The following is a 19344-nucleotide window of genomic DNA, read 5'->3' as shown; positions in this document are numbered from 1 at the left end:
ACATGGCGGTGGTGCTGATCGTCGGCGTCACCATTATCGGCTGGCTCGCAACGAACGACCTCCTGGCATTGCTCATAGCCCCGGTCGCTTACGTTGTCCTGTTCTCGCTCTGCACCTGGGACAACAGGATCCTCGATGTGATGCAGGTGACGTCCCGCAAGTCCCCCCGCACGCCCAACAAGCGCTTTTGGGGCACCAACTCTTACGGACCGTGACCATGCTGAAAGTCGTCAAAGAAGAGCTTGGATTCGGCCGGGTCGCCAGCAATGAGCGGCCCATGTCGACTCATATTCCGTATCTGCGGCACGTCTCCGATAACGTGATCGGGCTGGAAAACGGCGCGCTCCTAAGCGTCATCAAACTCGATGGACTGTTCTTCCAGACGGAGGACCAGGCTGAGCTCAACATGCGGTCGGTCGTCCAAAACACGATGATCCGCGTGTTGGGGTCGAGCCGCTATTCTCTTTGGTCGACCGTGATCCGAAGAGAGGTCGAAACGCAGATCGGTGGCGCGTTCGATGAACCATTCTGCGACCTGTTGAACAAGCGTTACATGGGGCAACTGCGCCATAAGCGCATGTTCACAAACGAAATATACTTGACGGTCGTGCGGTCTGGGATGCGGGGCGCCCTCGGCATTGGCGACTCGTTGAAGAGGCTCTTTGACAAGGCAAACAGGGACGTTCGGATCCAGCAAACGCGCGAAGATGTTACGGAGCTCGAGGAGCTGATCGGCAACATCATCCGCGATCTGCACAAGTATGGAGCCCGGGCGCTCGGAATTACCCATCGTCGCAGGAATGACGACGAGGCCAAGATTGAAGGGCGTGAAGAGAAGGAGAAAGGCGAGCCCTACTCCGAACCCTGCGAGTTCTTCAACGCGATCCTGAGCTGCGGTGGGCCGCGCAAGATGCGCCTGCCCCGCATGGGCATTCGCAATTATGTTGGAACGTCGCGGCTGCATTTCAGCAAGCGGACGATGCAAGCTCAAGCGGCTGTCGATGAAGACACCCGCTTTGGGGCGCTGCTGTCCATCAAGGAATATCCGCCCTTCACCGGGCCGGGAATGCTGGACGGGCTGCTACAGGTGAACCACGAATTCATTCTGACGCAATCCTTCACCATCGCCGACAAGCCGATCGCTCAAGAACGTATTAGTCGATTGCAGCGACAGATCAGAGCCTCGGACGAGTCCGGTAGCTCAGTTGAACAGGATATCGACTATGCGCTCAATAGCCTGATGAACCAGGAAGCCGTCTTCGGTTTCCACCATCTTTCGCTCCTATGCCTCTCCCGCGATCTCCCGGGCCTTAGCCGCACCGTTTCCGAACTCGGTGCTTGCCTCACCGACATGAATCTCACCTGGCTTCGCGAGGATCTGAACCTCGAAGCGGGATTTTGGGCGCAACTGCCCGGCAATCACAGCTACATTGCTCGCAAAGCGATGTTGTCGAGCGCGAATTTTTCCGGCCTGTCCTCCATGCACAATTTCGCGACGGGCCAGGCCGATCGCACTCATTGGGGACTGCCGATCACGATCCTCGAAACCACGTCGCAGACGCCGTACTGGTTCAACTTCCATCGCCGCGACATCGGGCACTTCCTGGTCACGGGACCAACCGGCTCCGGTAAAACGGTCGCTTTAACCTTCCTGCTCGCACAGGCGATGCGCGTTTCACCGACGCCGAAAGGCGTGTTCTTCGACAAGGATCGCGGCGCGGAAATCTTCGTAAGGGCGATTGGCGGTTCATATGAGGTGCTGTCACCGGGAACGCCGACCGGCTTTAACCCGCTGCAGCTCGAAAATACCGGCCCAAACCGCGAATTTCTCCTTCGCCTCCTGAAGGCAATGCTGCGCTCCGGTGATCGCAGTGACTTCACTCAGGAAGACGAGGATACGCTTGAGCGGGCGATCGTCCGCCTGATGCAGGAACCTGCGGCGGAACGGAACCTAGCGAACCTGGCCGCCCTGCTTGTGGGTCGGTCGCGGGCGGATGCCAATGACCTTCACTCTCGCCTTCGTCCTTGGATCGAAGGTGAAAAGGCGTGGCTCTTCAACGCTCAGCACGACGTCCTCTCTTTCTCGGGTCGCAGCGTGTTTGGGTTCGACATGACGAACATCCTCGGCAACGAGGAGCTCCGCACGCCGGCGCTGATGTACCTCTATCATCGCCTCGACGAGCTGCTCGACGGAAACCCCGTCATGTTCTTCATGGACGAGGGCTGGCAGCTTCTTATGGACGAGACCTTTTCGGCGTTCATTGTCGACAAGATGAAAACCATCCGCAAGCTCAACGGCATTGTTGGCTTCGGCACCCAGTCCGCGGCGGATATCGCCAAGGCAAAAGCCTCGCATACGCTGATCGAGCAGTCGGCGACGAACATTCACTTTCCGAACCCGCGGGCCGACGAAGAGAGCTACATCAAGCGCTTTGGCCTGACGGTGAAAGAATTCAACTTCATCAAGAACACTCCGCCCGAAAAACGAACTTTCCTGATCAAGCACGGCAATGACTCGGTCATCGCTCGGCTGGATCTTTCCGCCATGCCCGATCTCGTGAAGGTGCTTTCCGGCCGCAAGGAGACCGTCGAGGAGTGCGCGGCACTTCGGGAACAATATGGCGACGAGCCTGAAAATTGGCTGGCTGAATTCTGCGGATGGGAGAAGGCCGAATGAGGATGAGTCCTGCTTTGTGGGTGATTTCTGCGCTGTGGCTTGGTGCCTCCGGAACGGCGCACTCTCAGGTGCCGGTGCTTGACGGCAAGGTGCTCGAGACCGACACCAAACGCGACCAGACGACGACGGTAATCGAAAAGACGGATAGCGACCGTCATACGGTCAGCAAGAGCGTGACCTGCTCGATGTATCGTCCAGGTCGCAGCGGTGACGCCGCTTCCGCTGCAACGGCCAACCCGGAAATCACCGGCCTTGTAAAGCGAGTGGCCCAGGAAGAAGGCGTCGACGAAAGCCTCTTCATGGCGCTCGTCTATCAGGAAAGCCGGTTCAATCCGTGTGCGAAATCGCCGGTCGGCGCCATTGGGCTTTCTCAGCTCATGCCGGGTACGGCAAAGGATCTGGGGGTCAATCCTTATGACATGGAAGACAATCTTCGTGGCGGCGCGCGCTATCTGAAACAACAGCTCCGGCGCTTCAACGGCAACACCAATCTCGCTCTGGCCGCCTATAACGCGGGTCCTGGTAACGTCCAGAAGTGGGGCGGAATCCCACCTTTCAAGGAAACGCAGGGGTATGTGGCGAATATCACCCAAAAGTGGCTTCCTGCTTTTGGCGGCTCCGACGTCGCGAATATTCCTGCGAACTATGGCGGCGGTTCTACAGCCTTCACCGGCATGCGGGATTCCACCATCAACTCAATGGCGACATCCCAGGCGATTGGGGAAAGCAGCGGTAATGTTGCCTCTTGGCTGCAGCAGTTGGGCGCAATGTCCAGCGGGACGATCCAAGACAGTTGGGATCACAATTCCGGCGCGCGTAATGCCAATCTCGAAATGATGAACCAGGTCATCCGCCTCGGCACGACGATGGCGGACCTTATGAATTCTCGTAGTGCAGTAGATGTCGGCAATCTTTCCGGCGCATCGCGCACGAGCGACTTCAAGAATGATGACGACGAGACGGATCGCGAAACGACCGGTGTTTGCGATTCCCGCGAGGGGCTTGAATGGAGCCCGACTGAGGAGGCTTGCGTCCAGAAGCGGGAGCGCGAAGCCAACGTAGATCTGATGTTGACCGCTCAATGAGGAGAACTGCCATGAAACGTTTGATTTTAACGGCGTGCTCGGTGGCCCTTGCGTCCGCAGTTTCCGCGCAAGTCCCGGTCATCGACGCTGCAAATCTTGAGATTGCGCAGAGAACGTCGAAAACCACCGATGACATCCTCGGCACCAACAAGGAAGTCCTGAAAACGGTGCAGGAGACCCTTCAGGCAGTAACTGGCGATCGCGGTAGCGACGCCAATCAGATGCAGAACCTTGCCGTCGGCAATGGCTTCAGCGTCTCCCAAATGCCGTCCTTCGACAGCCTGATGTCGGGCGGCGTTCCGAACTTCGGCGGCATGGGCGGCGATGTTGCCAAGGTGGCAACGAACTTCATCAACGGCCTGCAATTGGTGAAGAAGCTGTCGGGCCAGGCAGGCAGCTCATTTTCGGGCGACAAGTCTTACGAAGAGATGGTGAACACCGTTCTCGGTGTCGCGGCGCTCGTTACCGGATCGCAGCAGGCAGTCCAAACGCGCCGCACCTCTTTCGAGCAGGCGGGGGCAAACATCGGCCAGGCCAAGGACATCAAGGGCTCGATCGATCAGAACACACAGCTTCAGGTTCAGGCAGGCCTGACCATCAACGAGCTGATCGGCGTCATGAACGGCGCCGTGTCTTCGCTTCAGGCCGATAACCAGCGACGCCTGACGGACATTTCCAACTCGAAGAAGGCGCTCACCTACAGTGACCAGTAAAAACACCACGACCGCAAAGGTTCTGTTTCTCGTCCTGATCGCGGCCGGCCTAGCCGGCTGCGGTACCGCGGCGAAGGAGAAGACCGCCCCCTGCAAGAGACCTGCCAACCTGACGTCTTACGTGCCGGATCCTCGCCAAGAATGCGGCCCGATGATGAGCGTCAACGGTGACGCAGCGGCCGCCTTCGCTGCGATTGAGGCGACGGCGGCTGAATAAGGACAATTTGCAACGATGCACGATTTTCTAGGCGATCTGCTGGACAGAATTGAACAGACCGGCGCGAATTTTTCTTCCAGGGCCTACGGGATTGTCGGCGATGAGATCGTGCCGCTGCTCACCATCATGTTCATTGCATATGTGGGCTACTACGGACTCCAGCTTTTCATGGGAACAGCCCGCGTCAGCGTCAGCGAGATCATTGGTCGCGTCGCCCGGATGTTGATCATTCTGGCGCTTGTCAGAGAGTGGGACTACTTCAACACTCTTTTCTATTCCTGGCTGAATAACACGCCAGAGGACGTCGGCCGGGCGATCCTTACCGCCACCGGGACAGACATCACAGAGCCGACAAACGGCCTTTCGATGATCTGGAAAACGGCCAATGAGGCTGCTTCTGCCTTCGCAGAACAGTCTGGTTACTTTGCGGTGCTGCCGTCCATGATCGGTTTTTTGATCATGTTTGCAGTGGCGGTCTTCATTGCAGTGGCTCTGGCGATCCTGCTCCTTGCCAAGGTGATGATGTGGGTGCTGATCGGCACCGCACCGATCTTCATTGGCTGCATGCTCTTCGAACCGACGAGGGGCATGGGCGTCGCCTGGTTCCAGCAGGTGCTGATGTATGCGCTGATCCCGCTATTCGTCTACGTCGTGGCTGCATTCCTGATCTCAGCCATGGACCCGGAACTTACAAAGGTCACGAGCGCTGCAAACCAACGGGAACTTCAGCTTAGCGACATTTCCGCTTTCCTGCTCCTGTGCGCCGCAGGCGCATTTGTCCTCTTCAACATTCAGGTTCTCGCGCAGGGCATTACCGGTGGCGTGGCCGCCGGCATTGGCAATGCAGCGCGCGCGGTTGGCCGATGGGCAGGCGTATCGGCACCAATATCCGCCCTGTCAGGCGGACAACGTCTGGCGGGGTCAATTGGCAACGCCGGAATGCAAGCCAGGGCACGCACGCAGGAAGGCATGAGAACCAACATTCGCAACGCCGCTGCTGAGGCGATGCAGAACCGCATTAGCAGCAACAGCATGCCTCGCTGAGGCGCGAAATCAAGGGCTAGAACGAATGGCAGAAACGAATGACGCAGCTCTTCGGAGCTACTTTCAGGACGGTGATCGCTGGGAACAGGAGATCGTCAAAAAAGCCAAGCGATCGCGCTCGCTCGCATGGTTCGTCACAATGATTTTCGGCGCGATTACCCTGCTGTCGCTGACGGCATTGGTGATGCTCGTTCCGCTGAAGAGCTTTGAGCCGTACATCGTTGAGGTTGACAAGAACACCGGCTATATGGAGGTGAAGACCGGCCTAACCAGGTCTGCCAAACTAACCGACCAACAGGCGGTCACTCAAGCGAACGTCGTGCGCTATATCCGATCTCGCGAAGGCTACGACCCCTTCGCAATTGAGCAGAATTTCGGCATCGCCGCCCTGCTCTCTACTGATGATGCGGCCCGCGAGCTGCAGGAGCTTTACAGTGCGGCAAATCCCAACAATCCCGCAAAGGTCCTCGGCAAGAACAAGAAGGTAACGGTCGACATCAAGTCCGTCACCTTCTCCAATGCGAGCACGGCCTTAGTCCGGTTTTTAACAACCGAAAAATCGGACACGGATTCCATCGTCCGTCACTACATTTCGGTCGTTCGCTATCGCTATACGGACACGCCGGCGACCAACGAATGGCGCTTTGAGAACCCCTTGGGCTTCCAGGTCTACAACTACCGTCGCGATCAAGAAACGGTTACGCCCGGAGGTGAGGAATGATCAAACGCCTCCTGCTTTCCGCGGCCTGCGCGGCCGCGATGATGACTCACGCCCATGCTGCGCAGGCACCTCGCCCGGGCAGCCTCGATTCGCGCGTCACCAGCGTCGTCTATCAGTCCAATAACGTGGTGAAGGTCTCTGCCACCTACGGCATCTCCACCATGATCGTTTTTGATGAGGACGAAAAGTTCGAAACGATCTCGCTTGGCGACACTGACAGTTGGCAGGTTGCCCCTTCCGAGAAGGGCAACATTCTGTTCGTGAAGCCGATCGCAAAGAACGTCGCCACCAACATGAATGTCGTGACCAGCAAGAGGATCTATTTCCTCGAGCTCAACGACCATGCTCCGTCCGATGGCAAGCAGGTGTTCGGGATCCGTTTCGTCTATCCGGAGAAGGATCTAAATGCCGCGCTCCGCAAGGAAGCTGAGTACCGGGCGGCAAACCCGAACATGTCGAATCTCGATAAGGCCAACGTCAACATCGACTATTCGTTTTCCGGTGACCCAGCGTTGAAGCCCTTGGTGATCTTCGACGACGGGAAAAAGACCTTTTTCAAGTTCGGCAGCCGGGTGCCGGCGATTTTTGCCGTCCAGGCCGACTTTTCCGAAACGCTGCGCAATTTCCGAAAGGAGGGCGAATACATCGTCGTCGATGGTGTCGCGACGCAATACACGCTGCGCGAGGGCAATCAGTGGACCTGCATCTTTAACCTTCGCAAGCCCGATTTCGGCGCTCCGGATCCTGCCATTCTCGGTCCGGCTCCTGACACCAAGGCGACGAAACGTAGGAGGAGCGGCAACTGATGAAGCGCAGCCCTGAACTTGAGGCCATGACGGCGGCCGATGAGACGGCCGTCAGCAACAGGAACACTGGACGGAATCAAACCATCGGCATGGCAGCCCTGCTCCTGGGGGGCGCTGTCGCCGCCTATTTCGTGCTTGCCACGGCAGGAGAAAAGCCGCGTGACGTCGCGGATAGCGACGAAGAGTTCCAGACGACGACCTTCCGGCCGCCGTCATTCGTGCGTGAGCAAGAAGAGCCGAAGCCGGAGATAGAACCTGCAGTCATCAATCTGCCGCCGCCACCTGAGCCGGTTCAAGAAACACCCGTTGATACAACCGAGTTCAAGGTTCCTCCCCCGCCGGAGGTCGTTGAATACACGCCCGACGCGGCGCCTGTCGAAGAGTTTCCCGAACGCTATAGGTCAGGCCTGATCTCGCTTGATCAGAAAGGCAATGCCAGCGGCAACGGCGGATTTCCAGGCGAGGACGATTCCGGGCTGAGTGTCGCTGGCGAGGACCGCAACAGCAAGTACCTGGCTGCGGCCTCGAGTCTCGCCGATCGGAGCGCAAAGGCTCGGCAAATCGAACGCATCGATGCCATGATACCGGAAGGAACGTTGATCCCCGGCATCCTCGAGACCGCGATCAACAGCGATCTCCCCGGCCAGATTCGTGCGATCACGTCGCAGGACGTCTATTCCTTTGACGGGCGGCGCGTCCTCATTCCGACCGGAACGCGCCTCATTGGCGAATACCAGTCCGAGATCACCCGCGGGCAAAAACGGATTTTTGTTATCTGGACCCGGCTCATTCGCGACGACGGCGTGTCGGTGCGCCTCAACTCGATCGGCACGGATAGCTTGGGGCGCTCGGGCTTGACCGGCCACGTCGACAACAAATGGCGCGAGCGGTTCGGCTCCGCAATCATGCTTTCCGTCGTCGGCGCCGGCGCCAGCTTCCTGACCGGCTACGGAAGCGACGAGGCGTTCGGCGACAACAACAGCGAGGCACAACGTGGCGAGGAGCTCGCCCGCGAAACCATCGCCGAGACCTTCTCGGATATGGCGAACCAAGCCTTGAGCGAAAACCTGCGCATTCCTCCCACCATCAGCGTCAGCCAGGGCGAGCGGATCTTTGTCTACGTACGCCAGGACCTCGATTTCAGCGCCATGTATGACGACCCGGTCACCGAAGCGATGAAGGAGATTCAACGTGAACGTCGCCGCAGGTAACGCCACTACGATCAAACGCGATCGCCATTATTTCCTCAACCGCGCTCTCGAACCGATCAGGGAATTTCTTGACGATCCGAGGGTGGTGGAGATCGCCGTCAACAAACCGGGCCATGTCTATGTGGAGCGGATTGGCGCCGATTACATGGAGCATCATCTAATCAACGCCCTGACGGGTGATGAAATCCAGAACATCGGCGAGCGTGTTGCGGCTGCCACGAACCAGTTCATCAGCCGCTCGAGGCCGATCCTCAGCGCCGCACTTCCGACCGGCGAGCGTATCCAGATCGTCTTGCCGCCGGCGGCACCCGAAGGTGGCTCGATCTCGATCCGCAAGCAGGTGGTCAATAACTTCACGCTCGAGGAGTATCGCGACACGGGTTCGCTCGATAAGGTCTCTGTGGCCGTCGGCGGCCTCAGCGACATTGAGCGCGAGCTGATAGGGCATCTGCGCGCCAATCGGATCTACGATTTCATCCATACCGCCATCACCAAGCGGGTTTCTATCCTGATCAGTGGCGGCACTTCCTCCGGCAAAACGACCTTTCTCAATGCCTGCCTGAAGAGCGTCAATCCGCATGAGCGGATCATCACGCTCGAGGACACGCGAGAGCTCTTCCCACCGCAAGCAAATGCCGTTCATCTGATCGCGTCGAAGGGCGACCAGGGTACAGCGGACGTGACCATTCAAAGCCTGCTCGAGTCATCCCTACGCATGCGGCCGGATCGTCTGTTCGTCGGTGAAATTCGAGGCGCAGAGGCTTTTTCCTTCCTCCGGGCAATCAACACCGGCCATCCCGGCAGCATGTCGACGGTTCACGCCGATACGCCGATGGGTGCTTATGAACAGCTCGCCATGATGATGCAGCAAGCCGGTATGTCGGCAGGTTTTTCGAAGCAGGATCTGATGTCCTATATACAGATGGTCATCCCGATCGTCATCCAGCTCCGCCGTGAAGGCGGCAAGCGCGGCGTCTCTGAGATCTTCTTCGCCCGGGATGAGTCATGACGAAGCAGCTCCAGGCGTTCTACCTGCTCTTTTGCGTCGGGATAGCGTTCGTTGTCTGGATGCTCGGATACGGCCTGGGGCTTCAGCTCTTCTATAAGGACGGTCGGATCCTCGAAACGACGATCACGAGCAATCCTTTCGCTCCGATTCAACAGTTCTGGCATTACAGAACGAGCCCTGCCCTGCAGAAGGTCGCGCTCGGTTCGATGCTACCGGCGCTGCTGGCGGCGGGCCTTGTCGCCTACATCGGACTGAAGCCGACGAGCAGCCCATTGGGGGATGCCGCGTTTCAGGACATGGCCTCGCTACGGCGAGGGAAGTGGTTCCGCAAACAGGGACACATCTTCGGCCGGGTCGGGCGGAATATACTCCGCACCAGGGACGATCGGCATCATCTGATCATTGGCCCGACACGCTCCGGTAAAGGCGCCGGCTATGTGATCCCCAACGCGCTGATGCACGAAGGCTCTATGATCGTCACCGACCTCAAGGGCGAAGTGTTCAAGGCGACGGCGGGTTATCGCCGGCAGAACGGCAGCCAAGTCTTCCTATTCGCGCCCGGCTCCGAAAAGACCAACAGCTATAATCCGCTGGACTTTATTCGGCCGGAGCGCGGCAATCGCACGACCGACATTCAAAACATCGCCAGCATTCTTGTGCCCGAGAACACGGAATCAGAAAATTCCGTCTGGCAAGCGACCGCGCAACAGGTCCTTGCCGGCGCGATCAGCTACATCACGGAAAGCCCCTTCTACAAAGACCGGCGCAACCTCGCCGAGGTCAATTCCTTTTTTAACAGCGGCGTCGATCTCCAGGCGCTCATGAAATACATCAAGGAAAAAGAGCCCTACCTTTCGAAGTTCACCGTCGAGAGCTTCAATTCCTACATCGCTCTATCGGAACGCGCCGCCGCGTCTGCTCTCTTGGACATTCAAAAGGCTATGCGGCCTTTCAAGAACGAGAGGATTGTTGCCGCGACCAATGTCACGGACATGGATCTTCGCGCAATGAAGCGCCGGCCGATCTCGATCTACCTGGCGCCGAACATCACCGACATCACCCTGCTGCGCCCTCTCCTCACGCTTTTCGTGCAGCAGGTGATGGATATTCTCACGCTTGAGCACGATCCCAATTCGCTCCCCGTCTACTTCCTGCTCGACGAGTTCCGGCAGTTGAAGCGAATGGACGAGATCATGACCAAGCTGCCCTATGTGGCTGGCTATAATATCAAGCTCGCCTTCATCATCCAGGATCTGAAGAACCTCGACGAGATCTACGGCGAAACGTCCCGGCATTCCCTGCTCGGCAATTGTGGCTATCAGCTCGTCCTCGGCGCCAACGATCAGGCCACAGCCGAGTACGCATCCCGCGCGCTCGGAAAGCGCACGATCCGCTACCAGTCGGAATCCCGCACGATCGAACTGATGGGCCTGCCTCGCCGCACGAAGGTAGAGCAGATTCGCGAACGCGATCTGATGATGCCGCAGGAGGTCCGGCAAATGCCTGAAAACAAGATGATCCTGCTCATCGAAGGACAACGGCCGATCTTTGGTGAAAAGCTTCGCTTCTTCCAAACACAGCCCTTCAAATCCGCCGAGGCATTTTCTCAGGCCAACATTCCGCAAGTGCCGGAAGTCGATTATCTGGCACCGAAACCCGTTCCCGCGACAACCCCGGAATATGCCAAGGGGGGAGATCCTTCCGTCGAAATTCCCTCGCCGGCGCCAGCGAAGGAGGAGAAGCGTTTGACGGCCGCCGCGGCGGAGTCAGTTCCGGTCAATGCGGTACCTGCGGCAGCCGAGAAAGCTGAAGCACCTGCCAAACGCACCGTCAATAGAAAGGCGCTGCGCCCGAAGCCTAAAGCGACTGCTGCAAACACTGGTGGTGCGGGAGAATCTGCAAGCCTCGACGCAATGGAAGCCCGGATAAAGGCCATCGAGGAAGGCCTCAAACCAAAGGCCGCGCAGCTCAAGGAAATGGTCGAGACGAAAGCTGAGAAGCTCGGCGAGAAGTCTCCGACGAAGCGCCGCAACATCATGGACATCTTCAGCGCGACTGTGCCTGATCCCGTCGAAGTTGGTGTGCCGGCCGAATAGCTGTAGGAGACCGCTTCCGCCCCTGTGCAGCCGTCTGATAATCGTCGACCGGGACGATAACGGCGGCCGGCTCGTTTGAGTCCTATGGGGTCACAGCGCGTATGCTCTCTATGTATGCGCTGATCTCGGCACGGTTCCTTAGGATCACTTTCGAACCGGCATGGGCTTCAAATAGCCTCGCATGTCCTGAGTAGCAGGTCGAAGAGTTCTCTCGCTTGCGATAAGCTCTCACCCATTCGATCAGCTCGTGGAAATTTTCCTCGCTGCCACCGCCTTGAATGCCTCTAGCCCTCACATTGGCTATGCACTCTTCCTCTGGCAGATCGATCCAGACCAGGGTTGTCACCCGGGCCAGAACAGCGCTCACTAGCCAGCCATAGACACCTTCCATCAACCAGGTCTCGGCTCTTCCAGCCTCGACAACCTCATCAAATACAAGCTGGTTATCTCGCGCGACACCGTACTGGCCAGGATGCCAACGTAAGTCATCGAGATGAACGACAGAGCGCCCAATGATGGCCCCAATCTCACGGGCAAGCCATGTTTTGCCTGTCCCGGCGTTTCCGAAGATTAGTACCCGCTGAAGGCGTTCTGGTTGCGTCGGACGCAATATTCTCTCCTCTACTCGGGCATCGTGACAGGGATCACGAGATCCACATGACTGCAATTGGCACGTCCGGGACATTGGTAAGGCGGCCAGCCCCGTCGGCCTTCGGATTCCACCGACCGCAGCAGATCAGGACTGACCGAACTCTCTGTCGAGCACCCCCATGATGATATCGTCTTCCCATCCGCCGTTGACGAAGGCTGCTTCCCGCTCACGTCCTTCCGCGACGAACCCGCACTTCCGATAGCAGGCGATTGCGCGGCTGTTACTTGCCAGCACCCGCAGGGAAATGCGGTGGAGACCGGCCGAAAATGCATGCGTGAGAGCGAGCCTGATCGCTTCCGTGCCATACCCTCTGCCAAGATATGCGGGGTCATCGATGCCAATGGCGAGTGCCGCCCGCTTGTCCTGCCTGTCGATGCTGTGAAAACGGACATGACCGATGAAGTGACCAGCATCGATCACCCATGCATATTCCTGCTCCTCGATGTAGCGAATGGCGGCTTCCGCATGCTCCCTCGTAAAAGGGACGCCAGGGTCGAAAGTGCCACCATATGCCTCAACGATTTCCTTGTGCCGCCTCAGCGCAAAGCGCACATCCACATCTTCAAGTGTGGGCCTGCGAAGCGAGAGACGAGCACCTTGGAGTTGGGGAAGTTTGGGTTTCATTTGCAAGTTCTCAACCGCTGAAATGTCTCTGTGTTCATTGTCTCGCGCGCGCGATCCAAAGCTGTTCCCGGCCGTAATCAGGAGGTGATCGGCTGAAATCGGAATAGAGATCGATCACCTCGAAACCGCTCAGTTCGAGCAAATAGGCGGTCTCCTGCCGCGTGCTCCAGCGCAGCGACCACGATGTTTCTTCGGAGCCCGCGACATTTCCCGCCGCGTCGAATTCCTCAAAACGAAGTACTTCGTGGACTGTCTGCCGAAACGGGTCAGTGTGCCGGGCGACGACCGTCCTGCGGACCAGGTGGCCCGATTGGGGATGCTGCGCCTCGCGTGGCGGAGCAGCCTTGCTGTCGCTTCCAAACAGCAATTCGAAGTTCGGATCGAAGAGGTCCAGGATCAGGTGGCCGCCGGGAATGAGATGCCGGTGAATGCAAGCCAGCGCCCTTCGCTGCCCTTCTGGCGTGACCACGTGCTGGAAGCTTCGTGCCGGCACGAGGGCGAGCGCAAACTGTTGTTCCAAATCGAAGCTCGTCATATCACCTTCGACGAGCCGGACGCGCTGGCTCAGCTCAGGCCGCTCACGCAGCTTGGCGGCGGCACGATCCAGCATGGGCCGGGAAAGGTCCATCCCCACCACCTCGTATCCTGCTTCCGCCAACGGGACCAACACGCGCCCGGTTCCCATCCCGAGCTCAAGGATTGGCCCGCCAGAGCGTCGAGCGCATTCCAGGTAGAACTCGATGTCGCCGGCAAGCAGTCCCGCGCCTGTGAAGAGGTCGTAAAGCTCCACGCCGAGGCCTCCGGCATAATAGGCATTTGGATCGGTCATCATGCGAAGCCCTCGGTCCGGACACAGTCTGCGGTTGTGCCGGCAATTTGGCGCCTGCCGCACAGCCTGTAAAGGGGTTCCCCCTGCGACCCTTCGCGCCGCGACTGATCGCTTCCGTCAAGCTGGAATCCGGTGAAGGAATTCTTCCATCCCAAGTCCAAGCCGCGAACGGGCAAGACTGAGGTCGAGCCAGAAAATCGGAAGAGGATTGGTTTTCCGCCTCCGGAAGGCTCCTGTTCATAGTGGTGCCAACTCTCGGGCAGGTCGATGGCGCCGATCTCGAAAAGTGAGCTTTAGAAGGGCCAGAACCCAGCGACGTAGGTCGCGGTCTCATTTAGCCAGACCATCGTGTCACGATACCAGGCCATGACCGATTCAAGGACTTCCTGGACGAAGGCTAGAAACATGCTGGCGACGAAGATGAAGGCAATCACCTTCCCCAGGCCATCCTCTTTGGTGGAGTCGGTCTGGATGACGTATTGTTGACGGTTATCGTTGAGCATTGCCTCTTAACGGTCCCGGTCGTCTCGGTCGCGTTCCCTCTGTTGCATCTGTTCCCGCTCCAGCTCCTCGAGACGAGGAATATGCTGTTGGGCGTGGTCTGTCCGTGTCGTTTCTCCGCTGCGCTGAGCGGCTTCCTTATCCCTATCTAGACGATCTTGTAGGCGATTTGTAGCATCGACGGTGGACGCCAACTCGTGAGCTTCGCGCGTGTCGTTGTCGATCGGCCGCCGATCCGGCTCATCGCGAGCTTCGCGTCCCTGCTCGGCAGCCGCATCGACGTTCGCCGGCGCCTTCCCCTTTTCTTCGTCGAGGTCGGGCTCTGCTTCCGCAAACTCTTTCGCCAGCTCGTCCATATAGGCGTCGAAATCCCTTTGCGACGGCGGCGCCGCAATCTTAAAGTCCGTGTCGATCGTGACGCCATGAGCTCTCAGTTGCTCCAACTGAGGAGCAATACTGTCGATGTGGCTTTCGTGCTCTTGCCGATCCCTCTCGATCGATGGAACGTAATCGACGCCACTCTCCCGAGCGGATGCGGCTTCCTCTTCATCATAGCCGTAGTCGGTTTCCGTCCGCGAGAGATCGAGAACATCCCCCGATCCAAGCTTGTCGAGTTGCCCGTTCATGTCCGCGAGGAATTGCCGTTCGGCAGATACCTCGTTTCGGGTCGCATAGCTGTCCTCTGCAATGTCGCTCAAACGCTCGTTCAGGCGGTCAATCCGATCGGCTATGACCGTCTGCACTGCCTTTATGACGTCTGCGCGCCCGTCATCCTGTCGGTCAACTTCGGCTTGTTTTTCCGCGCGATCGATGGCCTGTTGCAAATCCTGGTCCTGCTCGGCAACGTCTCTGAGGTAGCTGTTTCCTTCGACAGCCAACTGCGCGGCCCTTTCCATCGCCTGCTGAAGGCCGGCTTGCATCCCATCTTTGCGGTCGGCCGACAACTCGCCGGCCTCGATCCGATCAAGTCCCTCTCGGTAGTGCTCGATTTCGATCATGGCCTCGTTGCCGGCCTCAACAACAGCCTCGCCGTGCTTGGCGACCGCAGCGTCCCACTCATCGTTGGCCGGATCAGGCTCGCTGCGAAGCGATTCGCCACCTTGCTCCGCCAATGCCTCTTTGCGCTGCTCGTAAAGGTCCACCAGCTCACGCTTCTGATTGACGAAATCTCGGGCCAAGCCGGCTATCTCGTCAAAGTCTGCCCGATCGTCTGCCGAGACCGATCGCTCCAACTTGAACAAGGCCGTCTCGACCTTCTTCTCGTAAGTCTCAAACTGTGCTCGTGACATTTCGCGCAATTCCTGACCCTCCAAAACCATCTCCTGCAATGTAGCCAAATTGATGCGGAAGTTCGGTCCAAAATCCGCTGGAATGACAGTTCCGCTCGTTTCCGTTTGTGGTGTCGAAAACCCTGATCCCAAGTACTCTCGATGCTGTGCGGCATAGGCCACGACCTGACGATCACCACCCGCCAGGGCGACTTTCAGCCACGATTCCTGCGCCTTTATGATGTACTGTCGACTCCGGTCGCTTTTCGCGACCGTGCGTCGGCCGCTACGCTTGGCGTCATATCTCGCCTGCGCAGCCTCGCTGGTCCCGACATGCTCTGTGCGGCCTTCGCGGCTCACCGGTCGTACCTGGGTGCGCGTGAATGCCGGCGGGCTGGCAAACTCGCGCCGGTCGGTCATTTCCATCTCAATGCCGTGATCCCGCGCCTTCTCTGCCATGACGGATCGCCATTCCCGAAATACGGCAGGCGTCGTCTCGATGCGATCACCGGAATCCGATTTCATTCCCACGATGGCATGAGCATGCACATGCGGACGCTTACCTCCCTCCCCTGCCTCTTTCGGATCGCTCGCCGGATCGTGCATTGCGAAGACATATCGATGCCCGGCAAATTGATGCGCCAGGAAGTCGCGCACCGCGCCTTCGAATGCGGCAACATCGGTTCCGGCCCGAGCCGACATAATGACGTGCATCACGTCACGGCTCCTGCGACTGTGGAGCTCGCTGCGCCATTCCTTCTGTACCAGCTCGCCTGCGACCTTCTCATTCCCTATCGGCCGGCCGCGATCGTCGCGAACGACGTCATGCCGATCGACGAGGCCGCGCAAGCGGCTGGCGCCGAACTCGACGCCATTTCCGTAGCTATGAAAGGAGAACTTCGCCGCAGCCTCGCCCGCGGCAGAGCTGATATCATATCGGCCTTGGATGATGCCGGCCGCCTTCGCGTCGCCCGTCAGCCGCTCCCCCTGCCCGCTTCGCAATACGACAAGCCCCTGAACGGTCACGGAGCCGCCCTCATTTTTCGCGATCGCATAGGCATAGCGCCGGTCGCCAAAGCCGCTCGTCAGGGTGCTCCTTACCTGCTCGTGCAATGCCTCGTCCGATGCAAAGCCGGACGCCGCGATTTCGACGGAAAAACTCCCAATGTCGCGGCTTTCCGCGCGGTTCTGGAAAAGATGGTCCCAATCGCCACGGATGCGCGCCAATTCCTCTCGCCCCTCGAGGATCCTGCCGCTTTCATTCTCCACCTTCAGCTCGCCGCCACGCGACACATAATTCAGCATCGCCCCGACCCGAGCACCGCCGCCATAAGACGCCATTTTGACGACTGCTGGCTGGCTTCCCTTTGCGACGGCCGCTAGCCGCGCCTCCATGGGTCGGGCAACCGTTGTCGCCGACGTTACCTGCGCTCGATGAGCCCCCCTGCCCTTCGATGCGGATCCACGAGCACCGGAAGCCCCGCTTGATCCTCCGCCGCCACCTGCAGCGCCGAGTTGAGCCAACTGCTTCAGGCGCTTTCGCATCTCTTCTTCAGCCGAAGCGCCCCGCCCGCCAGACGACATTTCGTGCAGCAGCGCTGCGCGCCGCTGCTCCCATTCGCTGGTGAATGCGCCGAAGAAGATTTCCAAAGGTTACTTCTCCCCTCGACGCTGATAACCAGCTCGCCGCGTCAGAGCACGTAACTCGCTCATCACGGCCGCTTGAACCCGCTGCACGTTCTCAAGGTTGATGTCCAACTCGCTTGGGTGGACACCCCGTCCGCTGTTGAGCGCCCTCGCAACCTGGTTCAGATTGATCCCGATCATCCTCATGTCTTCGAGCAGAGCCGCCATGATTAGGCGGTCTTCGCCGGTCAACATCGGCCGAACCCCCGCCCCCTCCAGTAGCAGCGACCGGAAAAAGCTGGACACCGTCATGCCGGCATGCTCGGCGGCCTTCTCGATCGCCGCATGTTCGTCACCCGACACGCGAACATGAACAGTGCGATCCTTCTTCGCCAGCTCCAGAGGAGCATTGAATTTCACGTCATCCATATGGGCGTTGGCCCCCTACTGGCGCTTGCGTCAGATGATCGAGGGTTCGTCCCTCGATTGTAGGAAAAGGGCGTAGCACATTTTTCCGTATCCTGCCTCTCCAAATAGTAAGGAGTTCAACGAAACAACTTCGAGCTGCCCCTCGCTCCGCTCGGCCTCTGCTTTGCGGACCGGGCCTTCACCCCGGTCACAGAACGAGGGAACGCTCACCAGGGTTCACCTCCGAGATCCGCTTTTTGAAGGCCTTTGTCTGCCTCTCGTACTCAGCCGCAAGGGACGCTCCGCTCTTCGCCCTTGACGCTTCCGTGCGAGCGTCAAAACCGGCCTTACGCGGCTCCGGGGTTCACTAATGCGGCGGTGGATGTTGATGCTGCACCGCACGCCGCCGAATGAGGCAGCCGGCAGTCACATGCCAACGTCGTGTTGATATTTCACACGAGTTAAAAGCACGAACTTTGCACATCATGTGTTTGTACTGCGATAGCGAAATGGTTTCACCTCATGGGAAAAATTGTTCACATCATATAGGCTTGGTTTAGTTTGGCTCGATTGACCGCACGGTCTGGTAGTGTGATGATTTCTCGTCCTTGAGCAATCGTTCGTATCGTGTGCGAGCGCGACGTGGAGAGTTCGTGCAAGTACACGGCGAACTGCGGAATGACTTGAGCCAGCAGAGGGAGATGCGACGCTTGCCACAGTTTATTTCTGCCGTGACCGGCAAAGGTGGAGCTGGGAAGACAACAGCAGTAATCTTGATAGCCGGGGAATACGCGCTTCAAGGAAAGCGTGTCCTTCTTATCGACGCTGACGGACGCCAAAATCTGCAGGAATGGTGGAAGCGCTGTGAAGCAAAGGACAACCTGCCTGACAACATTGAGCTCATGACCGCCGCCCGCCAGACGACCGTTCAGCATCTGCTGGAGAGCGAGGCGAATAACTTCGATGTCGTGTTGATGGACTCGCCCGGACAGGATACCGTTCTAAGGGACACCATCATCGCCGGTTCCGATATTGTGCTGACGCCGATTCAGCCGAACCAGGACGAGATCAAGGCGGCAGGACAGGCGGCGGCCGACACGGCCGATATTTCCGACAAGGTAGGGCGGGAAATTCCTCACGCCAACCTCGTCACCAGGATCACCATGCCGGCGAAACTGCTGGAGGCTTATCGCCTGATCAGGCCGTTCGTTCAGAACCTGCAGGAAGGGGGCTACGACTCCTACCTGCTCCAAACGGAGCTTATGGAGCGAAATTGCTACCGCGAAATTCGAAACGGCTATGGCACCGTGCAAATGCTCGATCTGACAGAGCCGGTGAAAAAAGCGAGGGCGGAAGTGATGAGCCTGGTTCGGGAGATCGATGCGCTTTTGGCAGGCAAGAAAGAGGTGACAGCGAATGGCTAAGGGTCAAACGACAGTTTCCGACTTTGCAGTCGCGCCCCGTCGCAGCCGTTCAGTGGAGCAATCCGCGACGCAGGCAGACACAGGGACCAAACCGGCTGAGCTGCCGACGGGACAGAGGAATGCAAATCAGCCTCACGGGCCTGCACCTCCCAGGCCTCAGGCTGAGAAACCCGTCAACCGTCTGATCGCCCCGACAGAAGTAGCGCGGCGCGAACGCGCCACCACGAGAGCATTGCAGCGCGAAGATTCGAGAATTCGGTTGCGCGACCTGAAAAGGGCACGCGATCGAGAGTCCAAGCACTACGTCAACTGCCCGCTGGATTACGACACGAAGACGCGGCTGCAAAAGGCCGCCCTCGAGAACGACGTCAAAATGACAGTCATCATGAAGGCCGCGATCGATCAGTTCCTCAAAGATAACGGCTACTGATCG

19 protein-coding genes are annotated in these 19344 nt (G+C 58.5%); 13 read left to right on the top strand and 6 right to left on the bottom strand.

The features are described from left to right. The 11 genes from J2Y63_RS30495 to J2Y63_RS30445 form a co-directional block, all read left to right on the top strand. Positions 1 to 215: VirB3 family type IV secretion system protein (locus tag J2Y63_RS30495; RefSeq protein ID WP_435269084.1), on the top strand; the 215-nt coding region annotated here is incomplete at its 5' end. A 2-nt stretch (positions 216 to 217) separates the two neighbouring features. Further along, the gene (locus J2Y63_RS30490) at positions 218 to 2677 is read left to right on the top strand and encodes a VirB4 family type IV secretion/conjugal transfer ATPase (RefSeq protein WP_435269083.1); all 2460 of its coding nucleotides are present in this window, start codon (positions 218 to 220) and stop codon (positions 2675 to 2677) included. Beyond that, a complete protein-coding gene (locus J2Y63_RS30485; protein WP_435269082.1) occupies positions 2674 to 3762 on the top strand; it encodes a lytic transglycosylase domain-containing protein in 1089 nt (362 codons plus the stop codon). Before J2Y63_RS30490 ends, J2Y63_RS30485 begins: the two co-directional genes overlap by 4 nt. Positions 3763 to 3773: 11 nt before the next feature. Next, positions 3774 to 4475: a type IV secretion system protein gene (locus J2Y63_RS30480; RefSeq protein WP_435269081.1), complete on the top strand. Its 702-nt coding sequence runs from the start codon at positions 3774 to 3776 to the stop codon at positions 4473 to 4475. After that, the gene (locus J2Y63_RS30475) at positions 4465 to 4692 is read left to right on the top strand and encodes a hypothetical protein (protein ID WP_011971091.1); all 228 of its coding nucleotides are present in this window, start codon (positions 4465 to 4467) and stop codon (positions 4690 to 4692) included. Before J2Y63_RS30480 ends, J2Y63_RS30475 begins: the two co-directional genes overlap by 11 nt. Positions 4693 to 4707: 15 nt before the next feature. Beyond that, a complete protein-coding gene (locus tag J2Y63_RS30470; RefSeq protein WP_435269080.1) occupies positions 4708 to 5736 on the top strand; it encodes a type IV secretion system protein in 1029 nt (342 codons plus the stop codon). Positions 5737 to 5761: 25 nt separating this feature from the next. Then, complete coding sequence (locus J2Y63_RS30465; protein ID WP_435269079.1) at positions 5762 to 6457, top strand: virB8 family protein; 696 nt, start codon at positions 5762 to 5764, stop codon at positions 6455 to 6457. Then, complete coding sequence (virB9, locus tag J2Y63_RS30460; protein ID WP_435269078.1) at positions 6454 to 7263, top strand: P-type conjugative transfer protein VirB9; 810 nt, start codon at positions 6454 to 6456, stop codon at positions 7261 to 7263. The genes J2Y63_RS30465 and virB9 overlap by 4 nt, the downstream gene beginning before the upstream one ends. Continuing rightward, a complete protein-coding gene (gene virB10, locus J2Y63_RS30455) occupies positions 7263 to 8474 on the top strand; it encodes a type IV secretion system protein VirB10 (protein WP_435269077.1) in 1212 nt (403 codons plus the stop codon). Before virB9 ends, virB10 begins: the two co-directional genes overlap by 1 nt. Beyond that, positions 8455 to 9483: a P-type DNA transfer ATPase VirB11 gene (gene virB11 / locus J2Y63_RS30450; RefSeq protein ID WP_435269076.1), complete on the top strand. Its 1029-nt coding sequence runs from the start codon at positions 8455 to 8457 to the stop codon at positions 9481 to 9483. The genes virB10 and virB11 overlap by 20 nt, the downstream gene beginning before the upstream one ends. Continuing rightward, positions 9480 to 11579 (top strand): type IV secretory system conjugative DNA transfer family protein, encoded by a 2100-nt coding sequence (locus J2Y63_RS30445; RefSeq protein WP_435269075.1) that lies wholly within the window; start codon positions 9480 to 9482, stop codon positions 11577 to 11579. The genes virB11 and J2Y63_RS30445 overlap by 4 nt, the downstream gene beginning before the upstream one ends. An 82-nt stretch (positions 11580 to 11661) precedes the next feature. Here the strand turns inward: J2Y63_RS30445 and J2Y63_RS30440 are convergent, their stop codons facing one another. The 6 genes from J2Y63_RS30440 to J2Y63_RS30415 form a co-directional block, all read right to left on the bottom strand. Further along, positions 11662 to 12189: an AAA family ATPase gene (locus J2Y63_RS30440; protein ID WP_234834100.1), complete on the bottom strand. Its 528-nt coding sequence runs from the start codon at positions 12187 to 12189 to the stop codon at positions 11662 to 11664. Between the two features lie 126 nt (positions 12190 to 12315). Then, a complete protein-coding gene (locus J2Y63_RS30435) occupies positions 12316 to 12855 on the bottom strand; it encodes a GNAT family N-acetyltransferase (RefSeq protein ID WP_435269074.1) in 540 nt (179 codons plus the stop codon). Positions 12856 to 12889: 34 nt separating this feature from the next. Next, positions 12890 to 13687 (bottom strand): class I SAM-dependent methyltransferase, encoded by a 798-nt coding sequence (locus J2Y63_RS30430; protein WP_435269073.1) that lies wholly within the window; start codon positions 13685 to 13687, stop codon positions 12890 to 12892. A gap of 290 nt (positions 13688 to 13977) precedes the next feature. After that, positions 13978 to 14187, bottom strand: coding sequence for a hypothetical protein (locus J2Y63_RS30425; RefSeq protein WP_077548360.1), 210 nt, complete (start codon positions 14185 to 14187; stop codon positions 13978 to 13980). Between the two features lie 6 nt (positions 14188 to 14193). Continuing rightward, positions 14194 to 17103, bottom strand: coding sequence for a conjugal transfer protein TraA (locus J2Y63_RS30420; protein WP_435269072.1), 2910 nt, complete (start codon positions 17101 to 17103; stop codon positions 14194 to 14196). 3 nt (positions 17104 to 17106) lie between these two features. Continuing rightward, positions 17107 to 17508, bottom strand: coding sequence for a DUF6290 family protein (locus tag J2Y63_RS30415; RefSeq protein ID WP_077548358.1), 402 nt, complete (start codon positions 17506 to 17508; stop codon positions 17107 to 17109). 689 nt (positions 17509 to 18197) lie between these two features. On the opposite strand from J2Y63_RS30415, the gene J2Y63_RS30410 reads away from it, so the two are divergent. Next, entirely contained in the window at positions 18198 to 18911 is a 714-nt protein-coding gene (locus J2Y63_RS30410) for a ParA family protein (RefSeq protein ID WP_077548608.1), read from the top strand. After that, positions 18904 to 19341 (top strand): hypothetical protein, encoded by a 438-nt coding sequence (locus J2Y63_RS30405; RefSeq protein WP_142586843.1) that lies wholly within the window; start codon positions 18904 to 18906, stop codon positions 19339 to 19341. Before J2Y63_RS30410 ends, J2Y63_RS30405 begins: the two co-directional genes overlap by 8 nt. Positions 19342 to 19344 lie beyond the last annotated feature (3 nt).

This window comes from Shinella sp. BE166 (assembly GCF_051201095.1).
Lineage (GTDB): Bacteria > Pseudomonadota > Alphaproteobacteria > Rhizobiales > Rhizobiaceae > Shinella > Shinella lacus.
This window is presented reverse-complemented; position numbering and strand designations above follow the sequence as displayed.

Excerpts from the sequence above, each read along its gene's own strand:
- J2Y63_RS30490 (WP_435269083.1), top strand. The coding sequence starts at position 218 with ATGCTGAAAGTCGTCAAAGAAGAGCTTGGATTCGGCCGGGTCGCCAGC.
- J2Y63_RS30485 (WP_435269082.1), top strand. The coding sequence starts at position 2,674 with ATGAGGATGAGTCCTGCTTTGTGGGTGATTTCTGCGCTGTGGCTTGGT.
- J2Y63_RS30480 (WP_435269081.1), top strand. The coding sequence starts at position 3,774 with ATGAAACGTTTGATTTTAACGGCGTGCTCGGTGGCCCTTGCGTCCGCA.
- J2Y63_RS30470 (WP_435269080.1), top strand. The coding sequence starts at position 4,708 with ATGCACGATTTTCTAGGCGATCTGCTGGACAGAATTGAACAGACCGGC.
- J2Y63_RS30465 (WP_435269079.1), top strand. The coding sequence starts at position 5,762 with ATGGCAGAAACGAATGACGCAGCTCTTCGGAGCTACTTTCAGGACGGT.
- virB9 (WP_435269078.1), top strand. The coding sequence starts at position 6,454 with ATGATCAAACGCCTCCTGCTTTCCGCGGCCTGCGCGGCCGCGATGATG.
- virB10 (WP_435269077.1), top strand. The coding sequence starts at position 7,263 with ATGAAGCGCAGCCCTGAACTTGAGGCCATGACGGCGGCCGATGAGACG.
- J2Y63_RS30445 (WP_435269075.1), top strand. The coding sequence starts at position 9,480 with ATGACGAAGCAGCTCCAGGCGTTCTACCTGCTCTTTTGCGTCGGGATA.
- J2Y63_RS30435 (WP_435269074.1), bottom strand. The coding sequence starts at position 12,855 with ATGAAACCCAAACTTCCCCAACTCCAAGGTGCTCGTCTCTCGCTTCGC.
- J2Y63_RS30430 (WP_435269073.1), bottom strand. The coding sequence starts at position 13,687 with ATGATGACCGATCCAAATGCCTATTATGCCGGAGGCCTCGGCGTGGAG.
- J2Y63_RS30425 (WP_077548360.1), bottom strand. The coding sequence starts at position 14,187 with ATGCTCAACGATAACCGTCAACAATACGTCATCCAGACCGACTCCACC.
- J2Y63_RS30415 (WP_077548358.1), bottom strand. The coding sequence starts at position 17,508 with ATGGATGACGTGAAATTCAATGCTCCTCTGGAGCTGGCGAAGAAGGAT.
- J2Y63_RS30405 (WP_142586843.1), top strand. The coding sequence starts at position 18,904 with ATGGCTAAGGGTCAAACGACAGTTTCCGACTTTGCAGTCGCGCCCCGT.